General features: G+C 63.2%; 15 protein-coding genes and 5 tRNA genes. 6 read left to right on the top strand and 14 right to left on the bottom strand.

The features are described 5' to 3' along the window. Positions 1–48: 48 nt before the first annotated feature. From leuB to leuC, 4 genes are all read right to left on the bottom strand, one after another. Positions 49–1,131: a 3-isopropylmalate dehydrogenase gene (gene leuB, locus ACZ0AV_RS21245; protein ID WP_499152849.1), complete on the bottom strand. Its 1,083-nt coding sequence runs from the start codon at positions 1,129–1,131 to the stop codon at positions 49–51. A 169-nt stretch (positions 1,132–1,300) separates the two neighbouring features. Continuing rightward, complete coding sequence (locus ACZ0AV_RS21240) at positions 1,301–2,059, bottom strand: class I SAM-dependent methyltransferase (RefSeq protein WP_499152848.1); 759 nt, start codon at positions 2,057–2,059, stop codon at positions 1,301–1,303. Between the two features lie 24 nt (positions 2,060–2,083). Further along, complete coding sequence (gene leuD / locus ACZ0AV_RS21235) at positions 2,084–2,731, bottom strand: 3-isopropylmalate dehydratase small subunit (RefSeq protein ID WP_070881868.1); 648 nt, start codon at positions 2,729–2,731, stop codon at positions 2,084–2,086. Positions 2,732–2,741: 10 nt separating this feature from the next. Then, complete coding sequence (leuC, locus tag ACZ0AV_RS21230) at positions 2,742–4,169, bottom strand: 3-isopropylmalate dehydratase large subunit (RefSeq protein WP_499152847.1); 1,428 nt, start codon at positions 4,167–4,169, stop codon at positions 2,742–2,744. A 174-nt stretch (positions 4,170–4,343) separates the two neighbouring features. Between leuC and ACZ0AV_RS21225 the strand changes: the two genes are divergently transcribed. Then, positions 4,344–5,249 (top strand): LysR family transcriptional regulator, encoded by a 906-nt coding sequence (locus ACZ0AV_RS21225; protein WP_499152846.1) that lies wholly within the window; start codon positions 4,344–4,346, stop codon positions 5,247–5,249. Between the two features lie 90 nt (positions 5,250–5,339). Next, entirely contained in the window at positions 5,340–8,267 is a 2,928-nt protein-coding gene (locus ACZ0AV_RS21220) for an EAL domain-containing protein (protein WP_499152845.1), read from the top strand. 52 nt (positions 8,268–8,319) lie between these two features. Here the strand turns inward: ACZ0AV_RS21220 and ACZ0AV_RS21215 are convergent, their stop codons facing one another. Next, positions 8,320–8,769, bottom strand: a complete 450-nt coding sequence (locus tag ACZ0AV_RS21215; protein ID WP_499152844.1) for an Hsp20 family protein — start codon at positions 8,767–8,769, stop codon at positions 8,320–8,322. 119 nt (positions 8,770–8,888) lie between these two features. Here ACZ0AV_RS21215 and ACZ0AV_RS21210 point away from each other — a divergent pair, with 119 nt between their 5' ends. Continuing rightward, positions 8,889–9,635 (top strand): SDR family oxidoreductase, encoded by a 747-nt coding sequence (locus ACZ0AV_RS21210; protein ID WP_499152843.1) that lies wholly within the window; start codon positions 8,889–8,891, stop codon positions 9,633–9,635. 22 nt (positions 9,636–9,657) lie between these two features. Here ACZ0AV_RS21210 and ACZ0AV_RS21205 read toward each other — a convergent pair whose 3' ends face one another. Next, positions 9,658–10,638, bottom strand: a complete 981-nt coding sequence (locus ACZ0AV_RS21205) for a tRNA dihydrouridine synthase (RefSeq protein WP_499152842.1) — start codon at positions 10,636–10,638, stop codon at positions 9,658–9,660. A 172-nt stretch (positions 10,639–10,810) separates the two neighbouring features. On the opposite strand from ACZ0AV_RS21205, the gene ACZ0AV_RS21200 reads away from it, so the two are divergent. Next, positions 10,811–11,200: a hypothetical protein gene (locus ACZ0AV_RS21200; protein WP_499152841.1), complete on the top strand. Its 390-nt coding sequence runs from the start codon at positions 10,811–10,813 to the stop codon at positions 11,198–11,200. Between the two features lie 4 nt (positions 11,201–11,204). On the opposite strand, the gene ACZ0AV_RS21195 is transcribed toward ACZ0AV_RS21200, so the two are convergent. The 8 genes from ACZ0AV_RS21195 to uvrB form a co-directional block, all read right to left on the bottom strand. After that, on the bottom strand, positions 11,205–11,639 hold the full coding sequence (locus ACZ0AV_RS21195; protein ID WP_499152840.1) for an acyl-CoA thioesterase: 435 nt from the start codon (positions 11,637–11,639) through the stop codon (positions 11,205–11,207). Between the two features lie 226 nt (positions 11,640–11,865). Next, positions 11,866–11,941, bottom strand: a tRNA-Glu gene (locus tag ACZ0AV_RS21190). A gap of 49 nt (positions 11,942–11,990) precedes the next feature. Beyond that, positions 11,991–12,066: transfer RNA gene (locus ACZ0AV_RS21185), tRNA-Ala, on the bottom strand. 51 nt (positions 12,067–12,117) lie between these two features. Continuing rightward, positions 12,118–12,193 (bottom strand) — tRNA-Glu (locus tag ACZ0AV_RS21180). A 57-nt stretch (positions 12,194–12,250) separates the two neighbouring features. Then, a tRNA-Ala gene (locus ACZ0AV_RS21175) sits at positions 12,251–12,326 on the bottom strand. 145 nt (positions 12,327–12,471) lie between these two features. Then, complete coding sequence (gene gltX / locus ACZ0AV_RS21170) at positions 12,472–13,953, bottom strand: glutamate--tRNA ligase (RefSeq protein ID WP_499152839.1); 1,482 nt, start codon at positions 13,951–13,953, stop codon at positions 12,472–12,474. A gap of 153 nt (positions 13,954–14,106) precedes the next feature. Then, positions 14,107–14,625, bottom strand: coding sequence for a nucleoside 2-deoxyribosyltransferase (locus tag ACZ0AV_RS21165; protein ID WP_499152838.1), 519 nt, complete (start codon positions 14,623–14,625; stop codon positions 14,107–14,109). Continuing rightward, positions 14,622–16,637, bottom strand: coding sequence for an excinuclease ABC subunit UvrB (gene uvrB / locus ACZ0AV_RS21160; RefSeq protein ID WP_499152837.1), 2,016 nt, complete (start codon positions 16,635–16,637; stop codon positions 14,622–14,624). The genes ACZ0AV_RS21165 and uvrB overlap by 4 nt, the downstream gene beginning before the upstream one ends. Positions 16,638–16,827: 190 nt before the next feature. On the opposite strand from uvrB, the gene ACZ0AV_RS21155 reads away from it, so the two are divergent. Then, positions 16,828–18,024 (top strand): amino acid aminotransferase, encoded by a 1,197-nt coding sequence (locus ACZ0AV_RS21155; RefSeq protein ID WP_499152836.1) that lies wholly within the window; start codon positions 16,828–16,830, stop codon positions 18,022–18,024. A 67-nt stretch (positions 18,025–18,091) separates the two neighbouring features. Next, a tRNA-Asn gene (locus ACZ0AV_RS21150) sits at positions 18,092–18,167 on the top strand. Positions 18,168–19,145: the final 978 nt, after the last annotated feature.

Genomic DNA, 19,145 nt, shown 5'->3' with positions numbered 1-19,145 from the left:
TACACCTATATGAACAAGCCGCCGGCCACTTTCCGGCGGCCTGGAAGATTACAGACTACGCAGCGCTTCGACTACTGCATCACCCATTGCCGCCGTGCCGACCTTGGTCATACCCGCCGAATGGATGTCGCCAGTGCGCAAGCCCTGGTCGAGCACGCGGCTCACGGCCTGCTCGATGGCGTCAGCGGCCTGGGTCTGGTTGAAGCTGTAACGCAGCATCATGGACACCGACAGGATGGTTGCCAACGGGTTGGCGATGCCCTGCCCCGCGATGTCCGGCGCCGAACCGTGGCACGGCTCGTACATGCCCTTGTTGTTGGCGTCCAGCGAAGCGGACGGCAGCATGCCGATGGAGCCGGTGAGCATCGAGGCTTCGTCCGAGAGAATGTCGCCGAACATGTTGTCGGTCACCACCACGTCGAACTGCTTGGGCGCACGCACCAGCTGCATCGCCGCGTTGTCGACGTACATGTGGCTCAGCGCGACATCCGGATAATCCTTAGCCACTTCCTCGACCACAGTGCGCCACAGTTGGCTGGAGGCCAGCACGTTGGCCTTGTCCACCGAGCACAGTTTGTTGCCACGCACGCGGGCCATGTCGAAGCCGACCTTGGCAATGCGGCGGATCTCGCTTTCGCTGTACGGGAGCGTGTCGTAGGCCATGCGCTCGCCATTATCCAGCACCTTGCTCTCGCGCGGCTGGCCGAAGTAGATGCCGCCGGTCAGCTCGCGGACGATGAGGATGTCCAGGCCCGCGACCACTTCCGGCTTGAGCGACGAAGCGTCGGCCAGCTGCGGGTAAAGGATGGCCGGTCGCAGGTTGGCGAACAGGCCCAACTGCGAGCGGATCTTCAGCAGGCCGCGCTCGGGGCGGATGGCCGGGTCGATCCTGTCCCACTTCGGCCCGCCGACCGCACCCAGCAGCACGGCATCGGCAGCGCGCGCGCGCTCAAGGGTTTCGTCGGCCAGCGGCACGCCATATTTGTCCACGGCAGCGCCGCCCAGCTCGTCGAACGACAGCTCGAAGCCCAGTGCGTACTTGTCATTGGCCAGGCGCAGCACCTTCACCGCTTCGGCCATGATTTCCGGGCCGATGCCGTCACCGGGAAGAACCAGAATCTGCTTGCTCATCGCTTTTATCCTTCGCAACTCAGGTCGCCGGGCGTCGGAATGCCCTGGCGACAATTAGAAACCGGAGCGGACCGCGAGCACTGCCCAAACCCAAAAGGGGCGCCATGTTCGACGCCCTCGTGGCATGGGTCAATGGTGCGCACGGCCCATCGACAGACAACACGTAACCTTATCTTTCCGCCCACAGCACCAGCACGTCGGTGCTGAACGAGCCATCGGCGGCTATCTCGAAGTACTTGCGCACCTCCCCAGCCATCGCGCATTGCATGGCCAGGATCGCCTCACGCATTACCTGCGGCGTGCGCATGCGCTCGACCCAGGAGGCGAACTCAAGATGAAGGCGCTGCCGGGCGTGGCTGCGCACCTGCAAGCCTGCCTCGCTGACATGCTGCAGCCACTCGGCCGGCGAGTAGTTGCGCACGTGGCTGGTATCGCGCAGCACTTCGACGGCCTGCAGGTAGGTATCGAGCAGCGGCCGCCCTGGCGAGGCGACATCGATGAACGCCGCCACGCCGCCAGGCTTGAGCACCCTGCGCACTTCACGCAGGGCTACCGCCAGGTCGCTCCAGTGATGGGCCGAGTAGCGGCTGAACACGAAATCGAATTCGCCCTCGGCGAATGGCAGCGCCTCTGCAGCGCCATGCACCGTACGGACATTGCTCAGCCCACGTTCAGCGGCAGCTCTGCTGACCACCTCAAGCATCTGCGCAGAGAGGTCGTAGGCCACCACTTCGCCCACCAGCGGTGCAACCTGAAAGGCGACATGCCCGGCGCCGCAGCCCAGATCCAGCACGCGGGCATCACGGCGCCCGGCCACTTCGGCCTGCAGCAACGCGAACTCGCTGCCATGGGCATGCACCGAACTGTTCAGGTAGGCACTGGCCTGCTCGCCGAACTGCCGTTGCACCACCTGTTCATGACCTGCCATGCGCGCGACTCCTGCACCCGTAACTTACTTGATAGCGCCAAACAACCAGGGCTGGCGCTGCTGATAACCCACCTCGAACTCGCGGATCGAGTCCGCGTTCTGCAGGGTCAGGCCGATGTCGTCGAGGCCATTGAGCAGGCAGTGCTTGCGAAACGCATCGACCTCGAAGCGGTACTGCACGCCATCGGGACGAGTGACCGTCTGCGCCGCGAGGTCAACGGTCAGCTGATAGCCTTCCTGCGCCTCGGCCTGCTCGAACAGCGCATCCACTTCTTCCTCGGCCAGCACGATCGGCAACAAGCCGTTCTTGAAGCTGTTGTTGAAGAAGATGTCGGCGAAGCTCGGCGCGATCACCGTACGGAAGCCGTATTCATCCAGCGCCCAGGGCGCATGCTCACGACTCGAACCGCAGCCGAAGTTCTCGCGGGCAAGCAGCACGCTGGCGCCCTGGTAGCGCGGGAAATTGAGCACGAAGTCCTTGTTGATCGGCCGATTGGAGTTGTCCTGGTTCGGCTGCCCGACGTCCAGGTAACGCCACTCGTCGAACAGGTTCGGGCCAAAGCCGGTGCGCTTGATCGACTTGAGAAACTGCTTGGGGATGATCTGGTCGGTGTCGACGTTGGCGCGATCGAGGGGAGCGACCAGGCCGGTGTGTTGAGTGAAAGGTGTCATGTCGTGCTCCTCAGGCCTGGATCAATTCGCGAACGTCGATGAAGCGACCGGTCACCGCCGCGGCGGCGGCCATGGCCGGGCTCACCAGGTGGGTACGGCCACCAGCACCCTGACGGCCTTCGAAGTTACGGTTGGAGGTCGAGGCGCAATGCTCGCCGTTGCCGAGTTTGTCCGGGTTCATCGCCAGGCACATGGAGCAGCCTGGCTCACGCCATTCAAAACCAGCCTCGATGAAGATCTTGTCCAGCCCCTCGCTTTCCGCCTGAGCCTTGACCAGACCGGAACCCGGCACGACCAACGCCTGCTTGATGGTACTGGCGACCTTGCGGCCCTTGGCCACTTCGGCAGCGGCGCGCAGGTCTTCGATGCGCGAGTTGGTGCAGGAACCGATAAATACCCGATCGAGCTGGATGTCAGTGATCGGCTGGTTGGCGGCAAGGCCCATGTACTTGAGGGCGCGGGTGATCGAATCCTTTTTCACCGGGTCGCTTTCACGGGCCGGGTCCGGCACGTTCTGGTCGACGGCCAAGACCATTTCCGGCGAGGTGCCCCAGCTGACCTGCGGCTTGATGTCTTCGGCACGCAGCTCGACCACGGTGTCGAAATGCGCGTCGGCATCCGACACCAGGTCGCGCCATACGGAAACAGCCTGCTCCCAATGCTCGCCCTTGGGCGAATAAGGACGGCCCTTTACATAAGCCATGGTCTTTTCGTCCACGGCCACCAGCCCCACCCGGGCACCGGCCTCGATGGACATGTTGCAGATGGTCATGCGGCCTTCGAGAGACAAATCGCGGATCGCGCTACCGGCGAACTCCAGCGCGTGGCCATTGCCGCCGGCGGTGCCGATCTTGCCGATCACCGCGAGCACGATGTCCTTGGCGGTGACGCCGAACGGCAGCTTGCCTTCAACGCGCACCTGCATGTTCTTCATCTTCTTGGCGATCAGGCACTGGGTGGCGAGCACGTGCTCGACCTCGGAGGTGCCGATGCCGTGGGCGAGCGCGCCAAACGCACCATGGGTAGAGGTGTGCGAGTCGCCGCAGACCACCGTCATGCCCGGCAGGGTAGCGCCCTGCTCCGGGCCGACCACGTGCACGATGCCCTGACGCACGTCGTTCATCTTGAATTCGAGGATGCCGAAGTCATCGCAATTTTCGTCCAGGGTCTGCACCTGAATGCGCGATACCTCATCGGCGATGGCTTCCAGGCCGCCCTGGCGCTCGGCGCGGGTGGTCGGCACGTTGTGGTCCGGCGTGGCGATGTTGGCGTCGATGCGCCAGGGCTTGCGCTGAGCCAGACGCAGGCCTTCGAAGGCCTGGGGCGACGTCACTTCGTGAAGAATGTGGCGGTCGATGTAGATCAGCGACGAACCATCGTCGCGTCGCTTCACTTCGTGCATTTCCCACAACTTGTCGTAGAGCGTCTTGCCTGCCATCAGCCTGTCCTCATCGGTCTTTCTGTGCCCGGGCAATAGCCCTCTGGCTTATGGGGAGAATGCTATGCCTGGCTAGCGAATAACTCAAATTCATATTTTTCATCCAGAAGATTCCTCGGCGGAATTCATATAGCATCAAACCATCATCACCCTGAACCTTACCCGGGACGGCCCATGGATCTCGCCACGCTCAATGCCTTTATAGCCATCGCCGAACTCGGCAGCTTTTCCGAGGCGGCGATTCGTCTGCATCTCACCCAGCCAGCGGTGAGCAAACGCATCGCCAGTCTCGAACAGCAGCTACGGGTACGCCTGTTCGACCGCCTGGGCCGCGAGGTGAGCCTGACCGAAGCCGGGCGTGCCCTGCTGCCGCGTGCCTACCAGATTCTCAACGTGCTGGAAGACACGCGCCGTGCGCTGACCAACCTCAATGGTGAGATCACCGGCCGGCTGACCCTCGCCACCAGCCACCACATCGGCCTGCACCGCCTGCCACCGCTGCTGCGCGCCTTTACCCGCGCGCACCCGCAAGTGGCGCTGGACATCCAGTTTCTCGACTCGGAGGTGGCCTATGACGAAGTCTTCCATGGCCGTGCCGAACTGGCGGTGATCACCCTGGCTCCGGACACCCGCGAGCCGGTCCGGGCCACGGCGGTGTGGGACGATCCGCTGGATTTCGTCACCGCGCCCGAGCACCCGCTGGCGCAGAGTGACGGCGTCACCCTGGCCGATGTTGCCGGGCACCCGGCTGTATTTCCCGGCGGCAACACCTTTACCCACCATATAGTGCAGCGCCTGTTCGAGGCTCAAGACCTGACGCCCAATATCGCCATGAGCACCAACTACCTGGAAACCATCAAGATGATGGTGTCCATCGGCCTGGCCTGGAGCGTGCTGCCGCGCACCATGCTCGACGACCAGGTTGCGCGCCTGCCCCTGCCCGGCATCCAGCTGTCGCGGCAACTGGGCTACATCGTGCATACCGAACGCACCCTGTCCAACGCCGCGAGGGCCTTCATGCAGTTGCTCGACAGTCATCGCGACAGCCTTGCTTTCGCGCCGGGGCAACGGCTAACGTGACAGCCATGCAGGCTATCTGCCTTCCGGACGCGCATACGCGCAACGGACCGTCTCACCGCCGTTCTACCGTCCTTCGTAGAGGAAGGGTTAATGGGCAACTACAACGATAAACGCCCGCCAACACCCTATGTCCCGGCACTCGACCCCGCCGAGTTCGAGAAGACCTGGCACGACTCCCAGCACCTGCTGGCCGCCCTCAACGGCGCCGAACTGGGCGCCTGGTTCTGGAACGTCGACACGGGCGAGGTAAATTGGTCACGCGGTGCGCAGAAACTGTTCGGCCTCGACCCCAACAGCCCGTTGAGTGCGCCCGTCGATTACATGGCGCTGATTCCCGGAGAAGACCGCATCGAAGTGATGCGCATGTTCCAGGCCGTGCTCGACGGCTCACCCACTGCCGAACCGATCCGCCACCGCATCCACTGGCCGGACGGCAGCCTGCACTGGCTGGAAATCACCGGCAGCCTGCAGGCGGGAGAGGCCGGCCAGCACAAGATGTTCGGCGTGATTCGCGACATCACCCGCCAGCGCACTCAGGAGCAAGCCCTGGCCGACAGCCAGGAGCGCCTGCGCATGGCCCTCGAGTCGGCTGATCTGGGCACCTGGGACTGGCACATTCCCAGCAATACCATGTTCGCCTCGGCGCGTGCCGCAGTTCTCCATGGCCTGCCCAACAACCTTTTTCACGGTCCCTTCCTGGACTTCTTCGCGCACGTTCCGGACGATGACCGACAGGCCATGCGCCAAGCCTATCGGGACTTGTTGCCCGATGGCGGCCAGGATTATCAGGTCACCTACCGCACGGTGTACCAGAACAAACAAGTGCACTACCTGGAGAGCACCGCCAAATTGCACCGCGACGCCCACGGCCAGCCGGTGCGCATGACGGGCATCCTGATCGACACCAGCGAACGAACCCTGCGCGAACAACGCCTGCAGGCCTCCGAACGCAAGTTCGCGACCGTATTCCAGGCAAGCCCGGATCCGATCTGCGTCACGACGTTGCCGGAAGGTCGCATCCTTGAAATAAACCCGGCATTCACCCAGGCGTTCGGCTGGCGCTCTGCAGAAATCACCGGCCGCAACATCTTCAAGCTCAAGCCCTGGCAGACCCTGCCCGAGGGCTCCGGCCTGCGCCAGAAGATCCTCGGCGGCACGGACCTCGATGACGAGCGCATCGACCTGATCGACCCCAACGGCGCGGGCATGACCTGCGTGGTGTCATGCCGACGCCTGGAGCTCGGCGGGCAGCCTTGCATGTTGACCAAGTTCCGCGACATCACTGAACAGCAACGCGCCGAGGCCGCACTCAAGGCCAGCCAGGAGAAATTCTCCAAGGCTTTCCACTCCAGCCCGGACGCCATCACCATCACCACCCGCGACACGGGGCGCTACATCGAGGTCAACGATGGCTTCACGCGCCTCACCGGTTACAGCGCCGAAGAAGTGATCGGCAAGACCTCGGAGCAGGTGCAAATCTGGGCCGACGCCGAACAGCGCCAGCGTCTGCTCGACACGCTGCAGCGCGAGGGCCATATCCAGCGCATGGAGATGCGTGCCAGGGACCGCGACGGCAACCGCGTGGAAGTCGAGGTATCGGTCGAGCAGATCCACCTCGACGGGCAAACCTGCCTGCTGGTGACCGCACGTGATATCGGCGAGCTCAAGGCTGCCCAGGCGCAGATCCAGCACCTGGCCTACCACGACCCGCTGACCAACCTGCCCAACCGCGCCCTGCTGATGGATCGCCTGACCCAGCAGATCGCTCTGTTGCAGCGCCATGGTCTGCGCGGCGCCCTGCTGTTCATCGATCTCGATCACTTCAAGCACATCAACGACTCGCTCGGCCATCCGGTTGGCGATGCGGTACTCAAGCTGATCACCGCGCGGCTGGAAGTGAGCGTCCGCGAGGAGGACACCGTGGCCCGCCTCGGTGGCGACGAGTTCGTGGTGCTGCTGACCGGTATCGAGGGCAAGCTTCGTCAGGTCATCGGCCATGCCCGCGGTGCGGCTGACAAGCTGCGCAAACTGCTTACCGAACCGATGCTGCTCGATGGCCACCGCCTGCAGGTCACGCCAAGCATCGGCATCGCCCTCATTCCCGATCATGGGCGCACCCCCGCCGACCTGCTAAAACGGGCGGATATCGCCCTGTACCGCGCCAAGGACTCCGGCCGCAACACCGTGCAGCTGTTCCACGCCACCATGCAGCACGCTGCCAGCGAACGCCTGCGCCTGGAGAACGAACTGCGGCTGGCACTGAGCCGCGGTGAATTCGAGCTGTATTTCCAGCCCCAGGTCGACGCCCGCGACGGTCAGATCATTGGCGCCGAAGCCTTGCTGCGCTGGATTCATCCGACACTCGGCGAACAGTCACCGGCGCTGTTCATCCCTGTACTGGAAGAAAGCGGCCTGATCCTCGAGGTTGGCGGCTGGGTGATGGCCGAGGCCTGCCTGCTTTGCGCGCAACTGCTGGAGGAAGGCGTCATCGATCAGCGGTTCAGCCTGTGCGTGAATATCAGCACGCGGCAGTTCCGGCAGGGCGACTTCGTCGAGCGCGTCGAACATTGCCTGCGCAAGAACAGCCTGCCGCACGGCATGCTCAAGCTGGAGATCACCGAAGGCATCGTCATCCAGGACATCGACGACACCATCGCCAAGATGAATCGCCTGCGCAAACTGGGCGTGAGCTTCGCCATGGACGATTTCGGCACAGGCTATTCGTCGCTGACCTACCTCAAGCGACTGCCCGTGGACGTGCTTAAGATTGACCAGTCATTCGTGCGCGACGCCACCAGCAACCCGAGCGACGCCGAAATCATCCGCGCCGTGGTGGCGCTGGGCCTGAGCCTGGGCCTCGAGGTGATCGCCGAGGGCGTTGAACAGCAGAGCCAGCTGGACTTCCTGCAAAGCCAGGGCTGCCACTGCTACCAGGGCTACCTGTTCAGCCGCCCTCAGCCCCTGGCGGAGTTTCGCGCGCTGCTGGCCCGCAGCGGGCAGCGCCCACACCCAGGGTGAAACAGAAAAGGCGCCATCTTGGCGCCTTTTCCGGTCAGTGCCGTCGTGGCAGTCAGCTCTCCAGCGCGGGGCGTGCAGAGCCGCCGATGGGGATACGCTTGGGCTTGGCCTCTTCCGGAACCAGGCGTTCGAGCTCGATATTGAGCAGGCCGTTGACCAGGCTGGCACCCCTCACCTCGATGTGATCAGCCAGCCGGAACGACAGCTTGAACGAGCGCTGGGCGATGCCCTGATACAGGTAGGTGACGTTGTCACCGTTGTCCGCACGCTTGCCACCGGTCACGGTCAATACCCCACGCTCCACCTGCAGGTCGAGGTCTTCATCCTGGAAGCCAGCCGCCGCGATGACGATACGGTAGCGGTCGTCGGCATGCTTTTCGACATTGTAGGGCGGATAGCTGCTACTCGTTTCGTTGCGCATCGCCGACTCGAACAGGTCGTTGAAGCGGTCGAAGCCAATCGACTGACGGAACAGCGGGGTCATGGAAAATGCGTTGCTCATGGTACGTCTCCTGATTGTTCAGCGAGTGATAAGGTGCGAGACCCGACTTCGGCATCCCGCACTACCAGAAATGTGGATCCCCGAAAAAATTTCAAGGGCCGTCCAAAAGGAGTTTTTACATGAGCAAAGTGATCCTGATCACCGGCGCCAGCCGCGGTATCGGGGCTGCCACGGCTCGCCTGGCGGCGCAACGCGGCTACACGGTGGCGATCAATTATCGTCGGCAGGCCGATGCCGCCGACGCGTTGGCCAGCGAGATCAACCGCGCGGGCGGCAGAGCCCTGGCCATGCAGGCAGACGTAACGAACGAGGCTGAGGTCAGCCAACTGTTCATCGCCATTGATGAGCGTTTTGGCAGTCTCGATGTGCTGGTCAACAATGCCGGCATCCTGGAGCAGCAGATGCGCCTGGAGGCGATGTCGCTGGAGCGCTGGCAGCGGGTCTTCGCCACCAACGTATTCGGCAGTTTTCTGTGCAGCCGCGAGGCGGTGATGCGCATGTCCACCCGCCAGGGCGGGCGCGGCGGCGCCATCGTCAACGTATCGTCGATTGCTGCACGGCTCGGTGCACCGGAGGAATACATCGACTACGCCGCCGCCAAGGGTGCCGTGGACAGCATGACGGTCGGGCTGGCCAAGGAACTGGCCGCTGACGGCATCCGCGTCAATGCGGTGCGTCCCGGCGTGATCGACACCGAGATTCACGCCAGCGGCGGCGAGCCGGGGCGCGTTGCCCGCGTTGCCAGCAGTATTCCGCTGGCCCGCGGCGGGCTGGCTGATGAGGTGGCGGAGGCGATCCTCTGGCTGGCCGGCGATAAGGCTTCATACACCACCGGTTCCCTGCTCGACGTCAGTGGCGGCCGTTGAGTGAGCCAGGCCAGGCGGCTCGCTAGACCGCCTGGCGCTCTTCGTCATGGCGCGGTGAAAAGGCCACGCCGAGCAGCACATCGATCTGCTCGCAACTGGTTTCACGGCGTAGCTGAGCGAACAGTTCGACCGCTTCCGGGTAGCCGCGGGTAAGCATGGCCAGCCACTGTTTGAGCCGCCCTGGCGCATAGCGCGGGGACATCTTGCGGCGCGCCTGCAGCCAGAAATCGGCAAGCAGCGGCTGCAGCTCTGACCAACTCATCACACCGGCATCCCGCCCGGCCCGCGCCGCCGCGATCTGCCGCGCCAGGTCGGGGCACGCCACCACGCCGCGGCCGAGCATGATGTTCTCGACGCCACTGACTTCGCGGCAGCGCCGCCAGTCTTCCAGCGACCAGATGTCACCGTTGGCATACACCGGCACCCCTACGGCTTCCTGCACCCGCGCCACCCACTCCCAATGCGCAGGCGGCTTGTAGCCCTCGACCTTGGTACGCGCATGCACGACGATCTGCGAGGCGCCGCCCTCGGCCAGCGCCTGCGCGCAGTCGATGGCCCAGTCCTTGTGGTCAAAACCCAGGCGCATCTTCGCGGTTACCGGAATCGCCGCCGGTACGCTGCGGCGTACCTCACGGACGATGGCATGCAGCAGCTCGGGCTCCTTGAGCAGCACGGCACCACCTCGCGACTTGTTGACGGTCTTCGCCGGGCAGCCAAAGTTGAGGTCGATCACCGGCGCGCCCAGCTTGCAGGCATAGGCGGCGTTGTCGCCAAGGCACTGCGGGTCGGAGCCGAGCAATTGCACCCGCAGCGGCGTGCCCGCGGCGGTTTGCGCGCCGTTGAACAGCTCCGGGGCCAGCTTGCGGTAGGTGGAGCGCGGCAGCACCCGGTCGGTGACGCGAATGAATTCGGTCACGCACCAGTCGATACCGCCGACCCGGGTCAGCACATCGCGAAGGATGTCGTCGACCAATCCTTCCATGGGCGCCAGGGCGATCTGCATAGCGGTTCTCTCGAAGTGACGGAAGCCTTGAACAGGCGGGCAGCAACGGCAAGCCCGCAAGGCGGCGCGTAGTGTAACGACGCCCGGACCAGGAGGACAGCTACCGGGCGGCTGAACGACGGGCTGCCGATTGCAGTCCATTGCTATACCCGACGCCTTGCCTGGACCACCCATGACCCGACTTCTGTTGACCGGTAGCCTACTCGCCCTGCTACTGCCAGCCCCAGCGAGCTTCGCTACAACGCCGATTTCCGAGGGCGTGCCCATCGATCCGGCCGCCACAGCGAAGCTGATCATCAGCCGCGACCGCAACGCGCCGAATGCCTGCGACCTGCAGTTGCGCGTGGACGAACAGGTGATCGTGCCAATCCCGGCTGGCCAGAGCGTCACGCTGGACGTGCCGAGCGGCGAACGCAGCGTGGTGCTCACACCCGCGCGGGAAGGTTTTTGCGCAGAAATCGACCTGGTGAGCAGCCAGTCGATCCTCCTGCAACCCGGCGAGGTGCGACGTTACCAGGCTATTTATGAAGAGCAGAAGCTGTTTCTGGCTCCGCAACCCTAGGCTCTCAGGAGGGCTGCAACGCCTTGCCATACCCCTCGACGAATTCCGGCGGCATGCGCTTGGGCCGGCCGCTGGACAGCTCGATGCAGACGAAGGTGGTTTTCGCGCGCAGCAGCGTGGCGCCATCCTGCGGGCGGATCAACTGGAAGCAGCGATCCATCTTCAAGCGCTGATCGGACTGGACGATCCAGGTTCCCAGCAGCAGCTCCTGACCTTCATAGGCGCTGCTCAGGTAATCGATCTCGTGGCGCACCACCGCCATGGCGCGATCCAGGCGCCGGTACTCGACCAGGTCCAGCCCGAGGGACTGCGAATGGCGCCAGGCACAGCGCTCCAGCCAGGTCACGTAGACGGCGTTGTTGGCGTGGCCCAGGCCGTCGATCTCATCCCTGGCGACGACCAGCTCCAGGGTGAACGGATGCGGACGATCCCAGTTCAACGTTGATCCTCCCCAATCACCCGGTATGCAGATGGCACCGAGGCCAGCCCTGTCAGCTTCATGCAACGCTCCCTCACCGAACCCTTTGCAGGCCAGACAGTAGGAGCTTTCCCTGATGGGACGCAAGCGGCATCGGCAAGCAGCTGTCGCGCAATGTCGAGCGCACAAAAACAAAAGGGCCACTTCCTGAGAAGTGACCCTTAAAAATCCCGCAGAGCGGGCAAACTGGCGTCCCCTAGGGGACTCGAACCCCTGTTACCGCCGTGAAAGGGCGGTGTCCTAGGCCACTAGACGAAGGGGACGAAACCTTCGAAGAACAAGGCCAGCACTGATGCTGGCCTGTCGTGGAATTGGTGGAGCTAGACGGGATCGAACCGTCGACCTCTTGCATGCCATGCAAGCGCTCTCCCAGCTGAGCTATAGCCCCGGATTTAACGTCTCTCGACACACATCGCCGAAGCAATGCGGCTGGAAATAATGGCGTCCCCTAGGGGACTCGAACCCCTGTTACCGCCGTGAAAGGGCGGTGTCCTAGGCCACTAGACGAAGGGGACGCAAGGCCCTTCTTTACAACCAACCTGCTCCTGAGAACCGGTTGTGGCATCCGAGATTGGTGGAGCTAGACGGGATCGAACCGTCGACCTCTTGCATGCCATGCAAGCGCTCTCCCAGCTGAGCTATAGCCCCATCTCGAGGACGGGGCGCATGTTAAGTGCGGCCCCGCACCCTGTCAACAAAATTCTAGCCGGTAGTGCGTTTTTTTTCGCTGACATAACAAACACTTACCGCTTGCGCCGGGCGGTTGCCCGGCGCAAGCGACCAGCGGCCGGCATCAGGCGATGCTGGCCAGGTGCTTTTCCCATTCCTTGTTCTCTTTCTTCGACACGCCACCGAGCAGCTCGATAGCCTGGCGCAGGCGGAAGCGGGTGAGATCCGGGCCGAGGATTTCCATGGCATCGAGCACCGACACCGAACTGGCCTGGCCGGTGATGGCGGCGAACATCAGCGGCATGGCATCGCGCAGCTTCAGCTCAAGGTGCTCGACCACCGCCTGGATGCACCCGGTGATGCGCTCCTTCTCCCACTGGCGCAGGGCTTCGAGCTTCCAGAGAATCAACTGCATCAGTTGGCGCACCTGGTCGTCGGACAGTTTCTTGTGTGCGAACAGCGCTTTGTCCGGCTGCACGCCACCGGCGAAGAAGAAGCTGGCCAATGGCGCGATCTGACTGAAGGTCTCCACCCTGCCCTGCACGTGCGGGGCGATCTGCATCAGGTAGTCGCTGTTGAACGCCCACTTCTGCACGCCGGCGGCGAATTCTTCGACGCTCAGGTCGCGCATCCACTGGCCGTTGAGCCAGGACAGCTTTTCCAGATCGAAGATCGGCCCGCCCAGGGAAACGCGCTGCACGTCGAAGTGCGCGATCATTTCATCGAGGGTGAATTTCTCGCGCTCATCAGGCATCGACCAGCCCATGCGGCCCAGGTAGTTGAGCATCGCCTGCGGCAGGAAACCCATGCGTTCGTAGAAGGTTATCGAGGTCGGGTTCTTGCGCTTGGACAACTTGCTCTTGTCCGGATTGCGCAGCAGCGGCATGTAGCACAGCTGCGGTTTTTCCCAGCCAAAATACTCGTACAGCAGAATCAGCTTGGGTGCCGACGGCAGCCATTCTTCGCCGCGCAGCACGTGGGTGATCTTCATCAGGTGGTCGTCGACCACGTTGGCGAGGAAGTACGTCGGCAGGCCGTCGGTCTTCATCAGCACCTGCATGTCCATGCGATCCCACGGGATCTCGACATCGCCGCGCAGCATGTCCGGTACCACGCAGATGCCTTCGCTCGGCACCTTCATGCGGATCACATGAGGTTCACCTGCTGCCAGACGGCGCTGCACCTCTTCATCGGACAACAGCAGGCCGCGGCCGTCGTAGCGCGGCGTCTCGCCACGGGCCATCTGCTCGGCGCGCATCTGGTCGAGCTCTTCCGGGGTGCAGAAGCAGTAGAACGCGTGGCCCTTCTCGACCAGTTCCAACGCGTACTTGCGATAAATCTCGCCGCGCTCGCTCTGCCGATAGGGACCGTACGGGCCACCTACGTCCGGACCTTCGTTCCACTCGATACCCAGCCAGCGCAGGGCGTCGTAGATCTGCTGTTCCGACTCGCGGGTCGAGCGCACCTGGTCGGTGTCCTCGATGCGCAGGATGAACTCACCACCATGCTGACGGGCGAAGCACAGGTTGAACAGGGCGATGTAGGCAGTGCCGACATGGGGATCGCCAGTGGGCGATGGTGCGATGCGAGTACGGACGGTGGTCATGGAAAGTCCCGATGAGGTAAGGCGCAAACCGGCATACGACGGTTCTGCAGCGCGGCCACACGGCCGCCAGCGCAGGCGCCGTGGAAAACGCACAAGGGCGAAAGGCGTGAATATTAACAGGCCAGCCCCGGCAGGCTCCAGCGACCTGCGGTATCAGCTCGAGGTGGGCAGGCCGGACAGATGCTGCCGCAAGGCGATGACGCCCTCCTCCACGCTGGCACTGCAGCCCGCCCAGGAACAGGCGAGCATCAGGTTGCGTGGCAGGCCGAAATCCTCGATCAGCAATCCGTCGGCATCGCGCCCCTCCAGGTCCCCAGGCAACCACTCCCGCATGGCGCCCCGAGGCTGGAAATATGCCCACACCGGCTTGCCGAGCGCCACCGCAGCGCCAACCTCGAACGCAGTCCCCGAATCCGGCTCGAACCCGCGAAACAGGTTGAGGTTGGCCAGCACCGCGTCTGCCTCACGGATCATCGCCAGGTTCAGCCGGCAGATCTGCGCGGCGAACTCGGCCGACGAAAGGCTTTGCGCGACCTCGTTGTCGAAGGGATAAAGGCCTTCCATCCCCTGCTGCCCACAGAGGCCTTTCAGGTACTCACCGTGTTCAACGGCATCGCGCCTGAACACGTCGAAACCGGCCAGATAGACTTTTGCCCTTTGACGCATATTCATACGCTCAGCAGACGCTCACGCAGTTTCTGGATGTCGTCGCGCATCTGCGCCGCGGCTTCGAACTCCAGATCGCGCGCCAACTGGTACATCTTCTCTTCCAGCTGGCGAATGCGCTTGGTGATCTCCGAGGGCGAACGCAGCTCGGCTTCGTAGCGCGCACTCTCTTCCGCGGCCTTGGCCATGCCCTTGCGCTTGTTGCTGCGGGCGCCGGGTACCACGGCGCCTTCGAGGATGTCCTTGACGTCCTTGAACACGCCCTTGGGCACGATACCGTTGGCCTCGTTAAAGGCGATCTGCTTCTCGCGGCGGCGCTCGGTTTCACCGATGGCGCGCTCCATGGAGCCGGTCATGCGGTCGGCATAGAGAATGGCCCGGCCGTTGAGATTACGGGCGGCGCGGCCAATGGTCTGGATCAGCGAGCGCTCGGACCGCAGGAAACCCTCCTTGTCGGCATCGAGGATCGCCACCAGCGACACCTCGGGCATGTCCAGCCCCTCGCGCAGCAGGTTGATGCCGACCAGCACATCGAAGGTGCCGATGCGCAGGTCGCGGATGATCTCGACGCGCTCCACGGTGTCGATGTCCGAGTGCAGGTAGCGCACTTTGACACCGTGATCGCCCAGGTAGTCGGTGAGGTCCTCGGCCATGCGTTTGGTCAGGGTGGTGACCAACACACGCTCCTCGATCGCCACGCGCTTGTTGATTTCGGAAAGCAGGTCGTCGACCTGGGTGCGCGCCGGGCGGACTTCAATCTGCGGATCGACCAGCCCCGTCGGCCGCACCACTTGCTCGACCACACGCCCGGCATGATCGGCCTCGTAAGGACCCGGCGTCGCCGAGACGAAAATGGTCTGCGGGCTTGCCGCCTCCCACTCCTCGAAGCGCATCGGCCGGTTATCCAGCGCCGATGGCAACCGGAAGCCGTACTCCACCAGGGTTTCCTTGCGCGAGCGGTCGCCTTTGTACATAGCGCCCACCTGGGGCACGCTGACGTGGGATTCGTCGATCACCAGCAGGGCTTCCGCGGGCAGATAGTCGTACAACGTAGGCGGTGGCGCGCCGGAATCACGACCCGACAGATAGCGCGAGTAGTTTTCGATGCCGTTGCAGTAGCCGAGCTCGAGGATCATTTCCAGGTCGAAACGGGTGCGCTGCTCGAGCCGCTGCGCTTCCACCAGCTTGTTGGCACCGCGCAGGTAGTCCAGGCGGTCCTTGAGCTCGACCTTGATCTTCTCCATGGCCTCGAGCAGCGTGTCGCGGGGCGTCACGTAGTGGCTCTTGGGATAGAAGGTGAAACGCGGCAGCCGACTGATCACCTCACCGGTGAGCGGATCGAAGGCGCTGATGTTCTCGACCTCGTCATCGAACAGTTCGACGCGGATCGCCTCCAGATCGGATTCGGCCGGAAAGATGTCGATGACATCGCCGCGCACCCGAAAGGTCGCACGGGCGAAATCCATGTCGTTGCGCGTGTACTGCAACTCGGCCAGGCGGCGCAGCAGCGCGCGCTGGTCCATCTTGTCGCCACGGTCGAGGTGCAGCACCATTTTCAGGTACTCCTCGGGGCTGCCCAAGCCGTAGATCGAGGACACGGTGCAGACCACGATGACGTCCTTGCGCTCGATCAGCGCCTTGGTCGCCGACAGGCGCATCTGCTCGATGTGGTCGTTGATCGAGGCGTCCTTCTCGATGAAGGTGTCCGACGACGGCACGTAAGCCTCGGGCTGGTAGTAGTCGTAGTAGGAAACGAAATACTCCACCGCGTTATTCGGGAAGAACGACTTGAACTCGCCATACAACTGCGCCGCCAGGGTCTTGTTCGGCGCCAGCACCAGGGTCGGTCGCTGCACGTGGGCAATCACGTTGGCGATGCTGAAGGTCTTGCCGGAGCCGGTCACACCGAGCAATGTCTGGTGCGAAAGGCCCGCTTCCAGGCCCTCGATCATCTGCCGGATCGCCTCGGGCTGATCGCCGGCAGGCTGGAAACGGGTGACCAGTTGGAACTCGGACATAAATACCTCTACAAAAGGCTGTGACGCCGCGAAAAAGCTGGCGTCATACCTGGTGTACGCTGTCGCGACACAGAATATGGGCCGCTATACTAACGGCCCGCTTGCGCAACCCCAAATTGCAGTTGCCGGGGTTGCTCTAGGAACGTAAATCGGTTTCCAAACCCACCCTCACTACAGAGCTGCCGCCCTCATGAGTTTGTTCTCCGCCGTCGAAATGGCTCCGCGCGATCCTATCCTGGGCCTCAACGAAGCATTCAACGCCGATACGCGCACCACCAAGGTCAATCTTGGCGTGGGCGTTTATACCAACGAAGAAGGCCGCATTCCGTTGCTGCGTGCTGTGGTCGAGGCAGAAGCCGCACTGACCGCCGCCCGCTCGCCGCGTGGCTATCTGCCGATCGAAGGCATCGCTGCCTACGACAAGGCCGTGCAGACACTGCTGCTGGGCAACGACTCGCCACTGATCCAGCAAGGCCGCGTAATCACCACCCAGGCCATCGGCGGCACCGGCGCGCTGAAAACCGGCGCGGATTTCCTCAAGCGCCTGCTGCCTGACGCGACCGTGGCGATCAGCGACCCGAGCTGGGAAAACCACCGCGCGCTGTTCGAGGCGGCCGGCTTCCCGGTTCGCAACTACCGCTACTACGACGCCTTCAGCAACGGCGTTAACCGTGGCGGCTTGCTCGAAGACCTGAAGAACCTGCCTGCGCGCTCGATCGTGGTGCTGCATGCCTGCTGTCACAACCCGACCGGTGTCGACCTGACGCCTGAAGACTGGCAAGCAGTGCTGGAAATCGTGCGCGAGCGCGAGCATGTACCCTTCCTCGATATCGCCTACCAGGGTTTCGGCGACGGTATTGAAGAAGACGCCGCCGCGGTGCGTTTGTTCGCCCAATCTGGCCTGACCTTCTTCGTCTCCAGTTCGTTCTCCAAATCCTTCTCGCTGTACGGCGAACGTGTCGGCGCACTGACCATCGTCACCGGCGACCAGGAAGAAACCGGCCGTGTGCTCTCGCAAGTCAAGCGCGTAATCCGCACCAACTACTCCAACCCGCCGACCCACGGCGCCAGTGTGGTTGCCGCCGTACTCAACAGCCCTGAGCTGCGCGTGATGTGGGAAACCGAACTGGGTGAAATGCGCGATCGCATCCGCACCATGCGCCTGGCCATGGTCGAGCAGCTGGCTGCCCTGAATGCAAAGCGCGATTTCGGCTTCGTCGCACAGCAGCGCGGCATGTTCTCCTACTCGGGGCTGACCACCGAGCAGGTCGAGCGCCTCAGGAATGAGTTCGGCATCTACGCCGTCGGCACCGGCCGCATCTGCGTCGCAGCGCTGAACACGCGTAACCTGCCGGTCGTCACCAAGGCTATCGCCGAGGTCCTCTGAGTGGCGTGAGGGGAAGCCGGCAGATGCTTGACTTCCCCTTCGTAATCAGTAGGATACGCGTCGTTGTTCCGCGATAGCTCAGTCGGTAGAGCAAATGACTGTTAATCATTGGGTCCCTGGTTCGAGTCCAGGTCGCGGAGCCAAATTCAAAGCCTCGGTTCATACCGGGGCTTTTTTGTGCCTGCCGGACTCTCACCAGGGACTACGTCCCAGGTTATTCGCTTCGCTCACCCCTTCGGGGCCGCGCTGAAGCGCGTTCAGCTGCGCTGTCGAGTCCAGGTCGCGGAGCCAAATTCAAAGCCTCGGTTCATACCGGGGCTTTTTTGTGCCTGCCGGACTCTCACCAGGGACTACGTCCCAGGTTATTCGCTTCGCTCACCCCTTCGGGGCCGCGCTGAAGCGCGTTCAGCTGCGCTGTCGAGTCCAGGTCGCGGAGCCAAATTCAAAGCCTCGGTTCATACCGGGGCTTTTTTGTGCCTGCCGGACTCTCACCAGGAACTACGTCCCAGGTTATTCGCTTCGCTCACCCCGTCCTTTGGCTTTCCTGACTAACCCGAAATTGCGCAATGGCCACAATCGCCTTCGCCCCGAGGTCGGGACTCCTACACGACCGCGTGGACCCAAACCAACCTGTAGGAGCTGCGCCCCCGCAGCGAATGGCGGCCATACCTCAACATACCGGGACGGCCACTATCGCCTTCGCCCCGAGGTCGGGACTCCTACACGACCGCGTGGGGACAAACCAACCTGTAGGAGCTGCGCCCCCGCAGCGAATGGCGGCCATACCTCAACATACCGGGACGGCCACAATCGCCTTCGCCCCGAGGTCGGGACTTCTACACGACCGCGTGGACCCAAACCAACCTGTAGGAGCTGCGCCCCCGCGGCGAATGGCGGCCATACCTCAACATACCGGAACGGCCACAATCGCCATCGCCCCGAGGTCGGGACTCCTACACGACCGCGTGGGGACAAACCAACCTGTAGGAGCTGCGCCCCCGCAGCGAATGGCGGCCATACCTCAACATACCGGAACGGCCACTATCGCCTTCGCCCCGAGGTCGGGACTCCTACACGACCGCGTGGACCCAAACCAACCTGTAGGAGCTGCGCCCCCGCAG

The organism is Pseudomonas sp. AC532, from assembly GCF_979258965.1.
The sequence above is the reverse complement of the archived record's forward strand: the minus strand, read 5'-3'. Positions and strand labels throughout refer to the sequence as shown.

Bases quoted from the DNA above. Each gene is read 5' to 3' on its own strand.
- leuB (WP_499152849.1), bottom strand. From the start codon at position 1,131: ATGAGCAAGCAGATTCTGGTTCTTCCCGGTGACGGCATCGGCCCGGAA.
- ACZ0AV_RS21240 (WP_499152848.1), bottom strand. From the start codon at position 2,059: ATGGCAGGTCATGAACAGGTGGTGCAACGGCAGTTCGGCGAGCAGGCC.
- leuD (WP_070881868.1), bottom strand. From the start codon at position 2,731: ATGACACCTTTCACTCAACACACCGGCCTGGTCGCTCCCCTCGATCGC.
- leuC (WP_499152847.1), bottom strand. From the start codon at position 4,169: ATGGCAGGCAAGACGCTCTACGACAAGTTGTGGGAAATGCACGAAGTG.
- ACZ0AV_RS21225 (WP_499152846.1), top strand. From the start codon at position 4,344: ATGGATCTCGCCACGCTCAATGCCTTTATAGCCATCGCCGAACTCGGC.
- ACZ0AV_RS21220 (WP_499152845.1), top strand. From the start codon at position 5,340: ATGGGCAACTACAACGATAAACGCCCGCCAACACCCTATGTCCCGGCA.
- ACZ0AV_RS21215 (WP_499152844.1), bottom strand. From the start codon at position 8,769: ATGAGCAACGCATTTTCCATGACCCCGCTGTTCCGTCAGTCGATTGGC.
- ACZ0AV_RS21210 (WP_499152843.1), top strand. From the start codon at position 8,889: ATGAGCAAAGTGATCCTGATCACCGGCGCCAGCCGCGGTATCGGGGCT.
- ACZ0AV_RS21205 (WP_499152842.1), bottom strand. From the start codon at position 10,638: ATGCAGATCGCCCTGGCGCCCATGGAAGGATTGGTCGACGACATCCTT.
- ACZ0AV_RS21200 (WP_499152841.1), top strand. From the start codon at position 10,811: ATGACCCGACTTCTGTTGACCGGTAGCCTACTCGCCCTGCTACTGCCA.
- gltX (WP_499152839.1), bottom strand. From the start codon at position 13,953: ATGACCACCGTCCGTACTCGCATCGCACCATCGCCCACTGGCGATCCC.
- ACZ0AV_RS21165 (WP_499152838.1), bottom strand. From the start codon at position 14,625: ATGAATATGCGTCAAAGGGCAAAAGTCTATCTGGCCGGTTTCGACGTG.
- uvrB (WP_499152837.1), bottom strand. From the start codon at position 16,637: ATGTCCGAGTTCCAACTGGTCACCCGTTTCCAGCCTGCCGGCGATCAG.
- ACZ0AV_RS21155 (WP_499152836.1), top strand. From the start codon at position 16,828: ATGAGTTTGTTCTCCGCCGTCGAAATGGCTCCGCGCGATCCTATCCTG.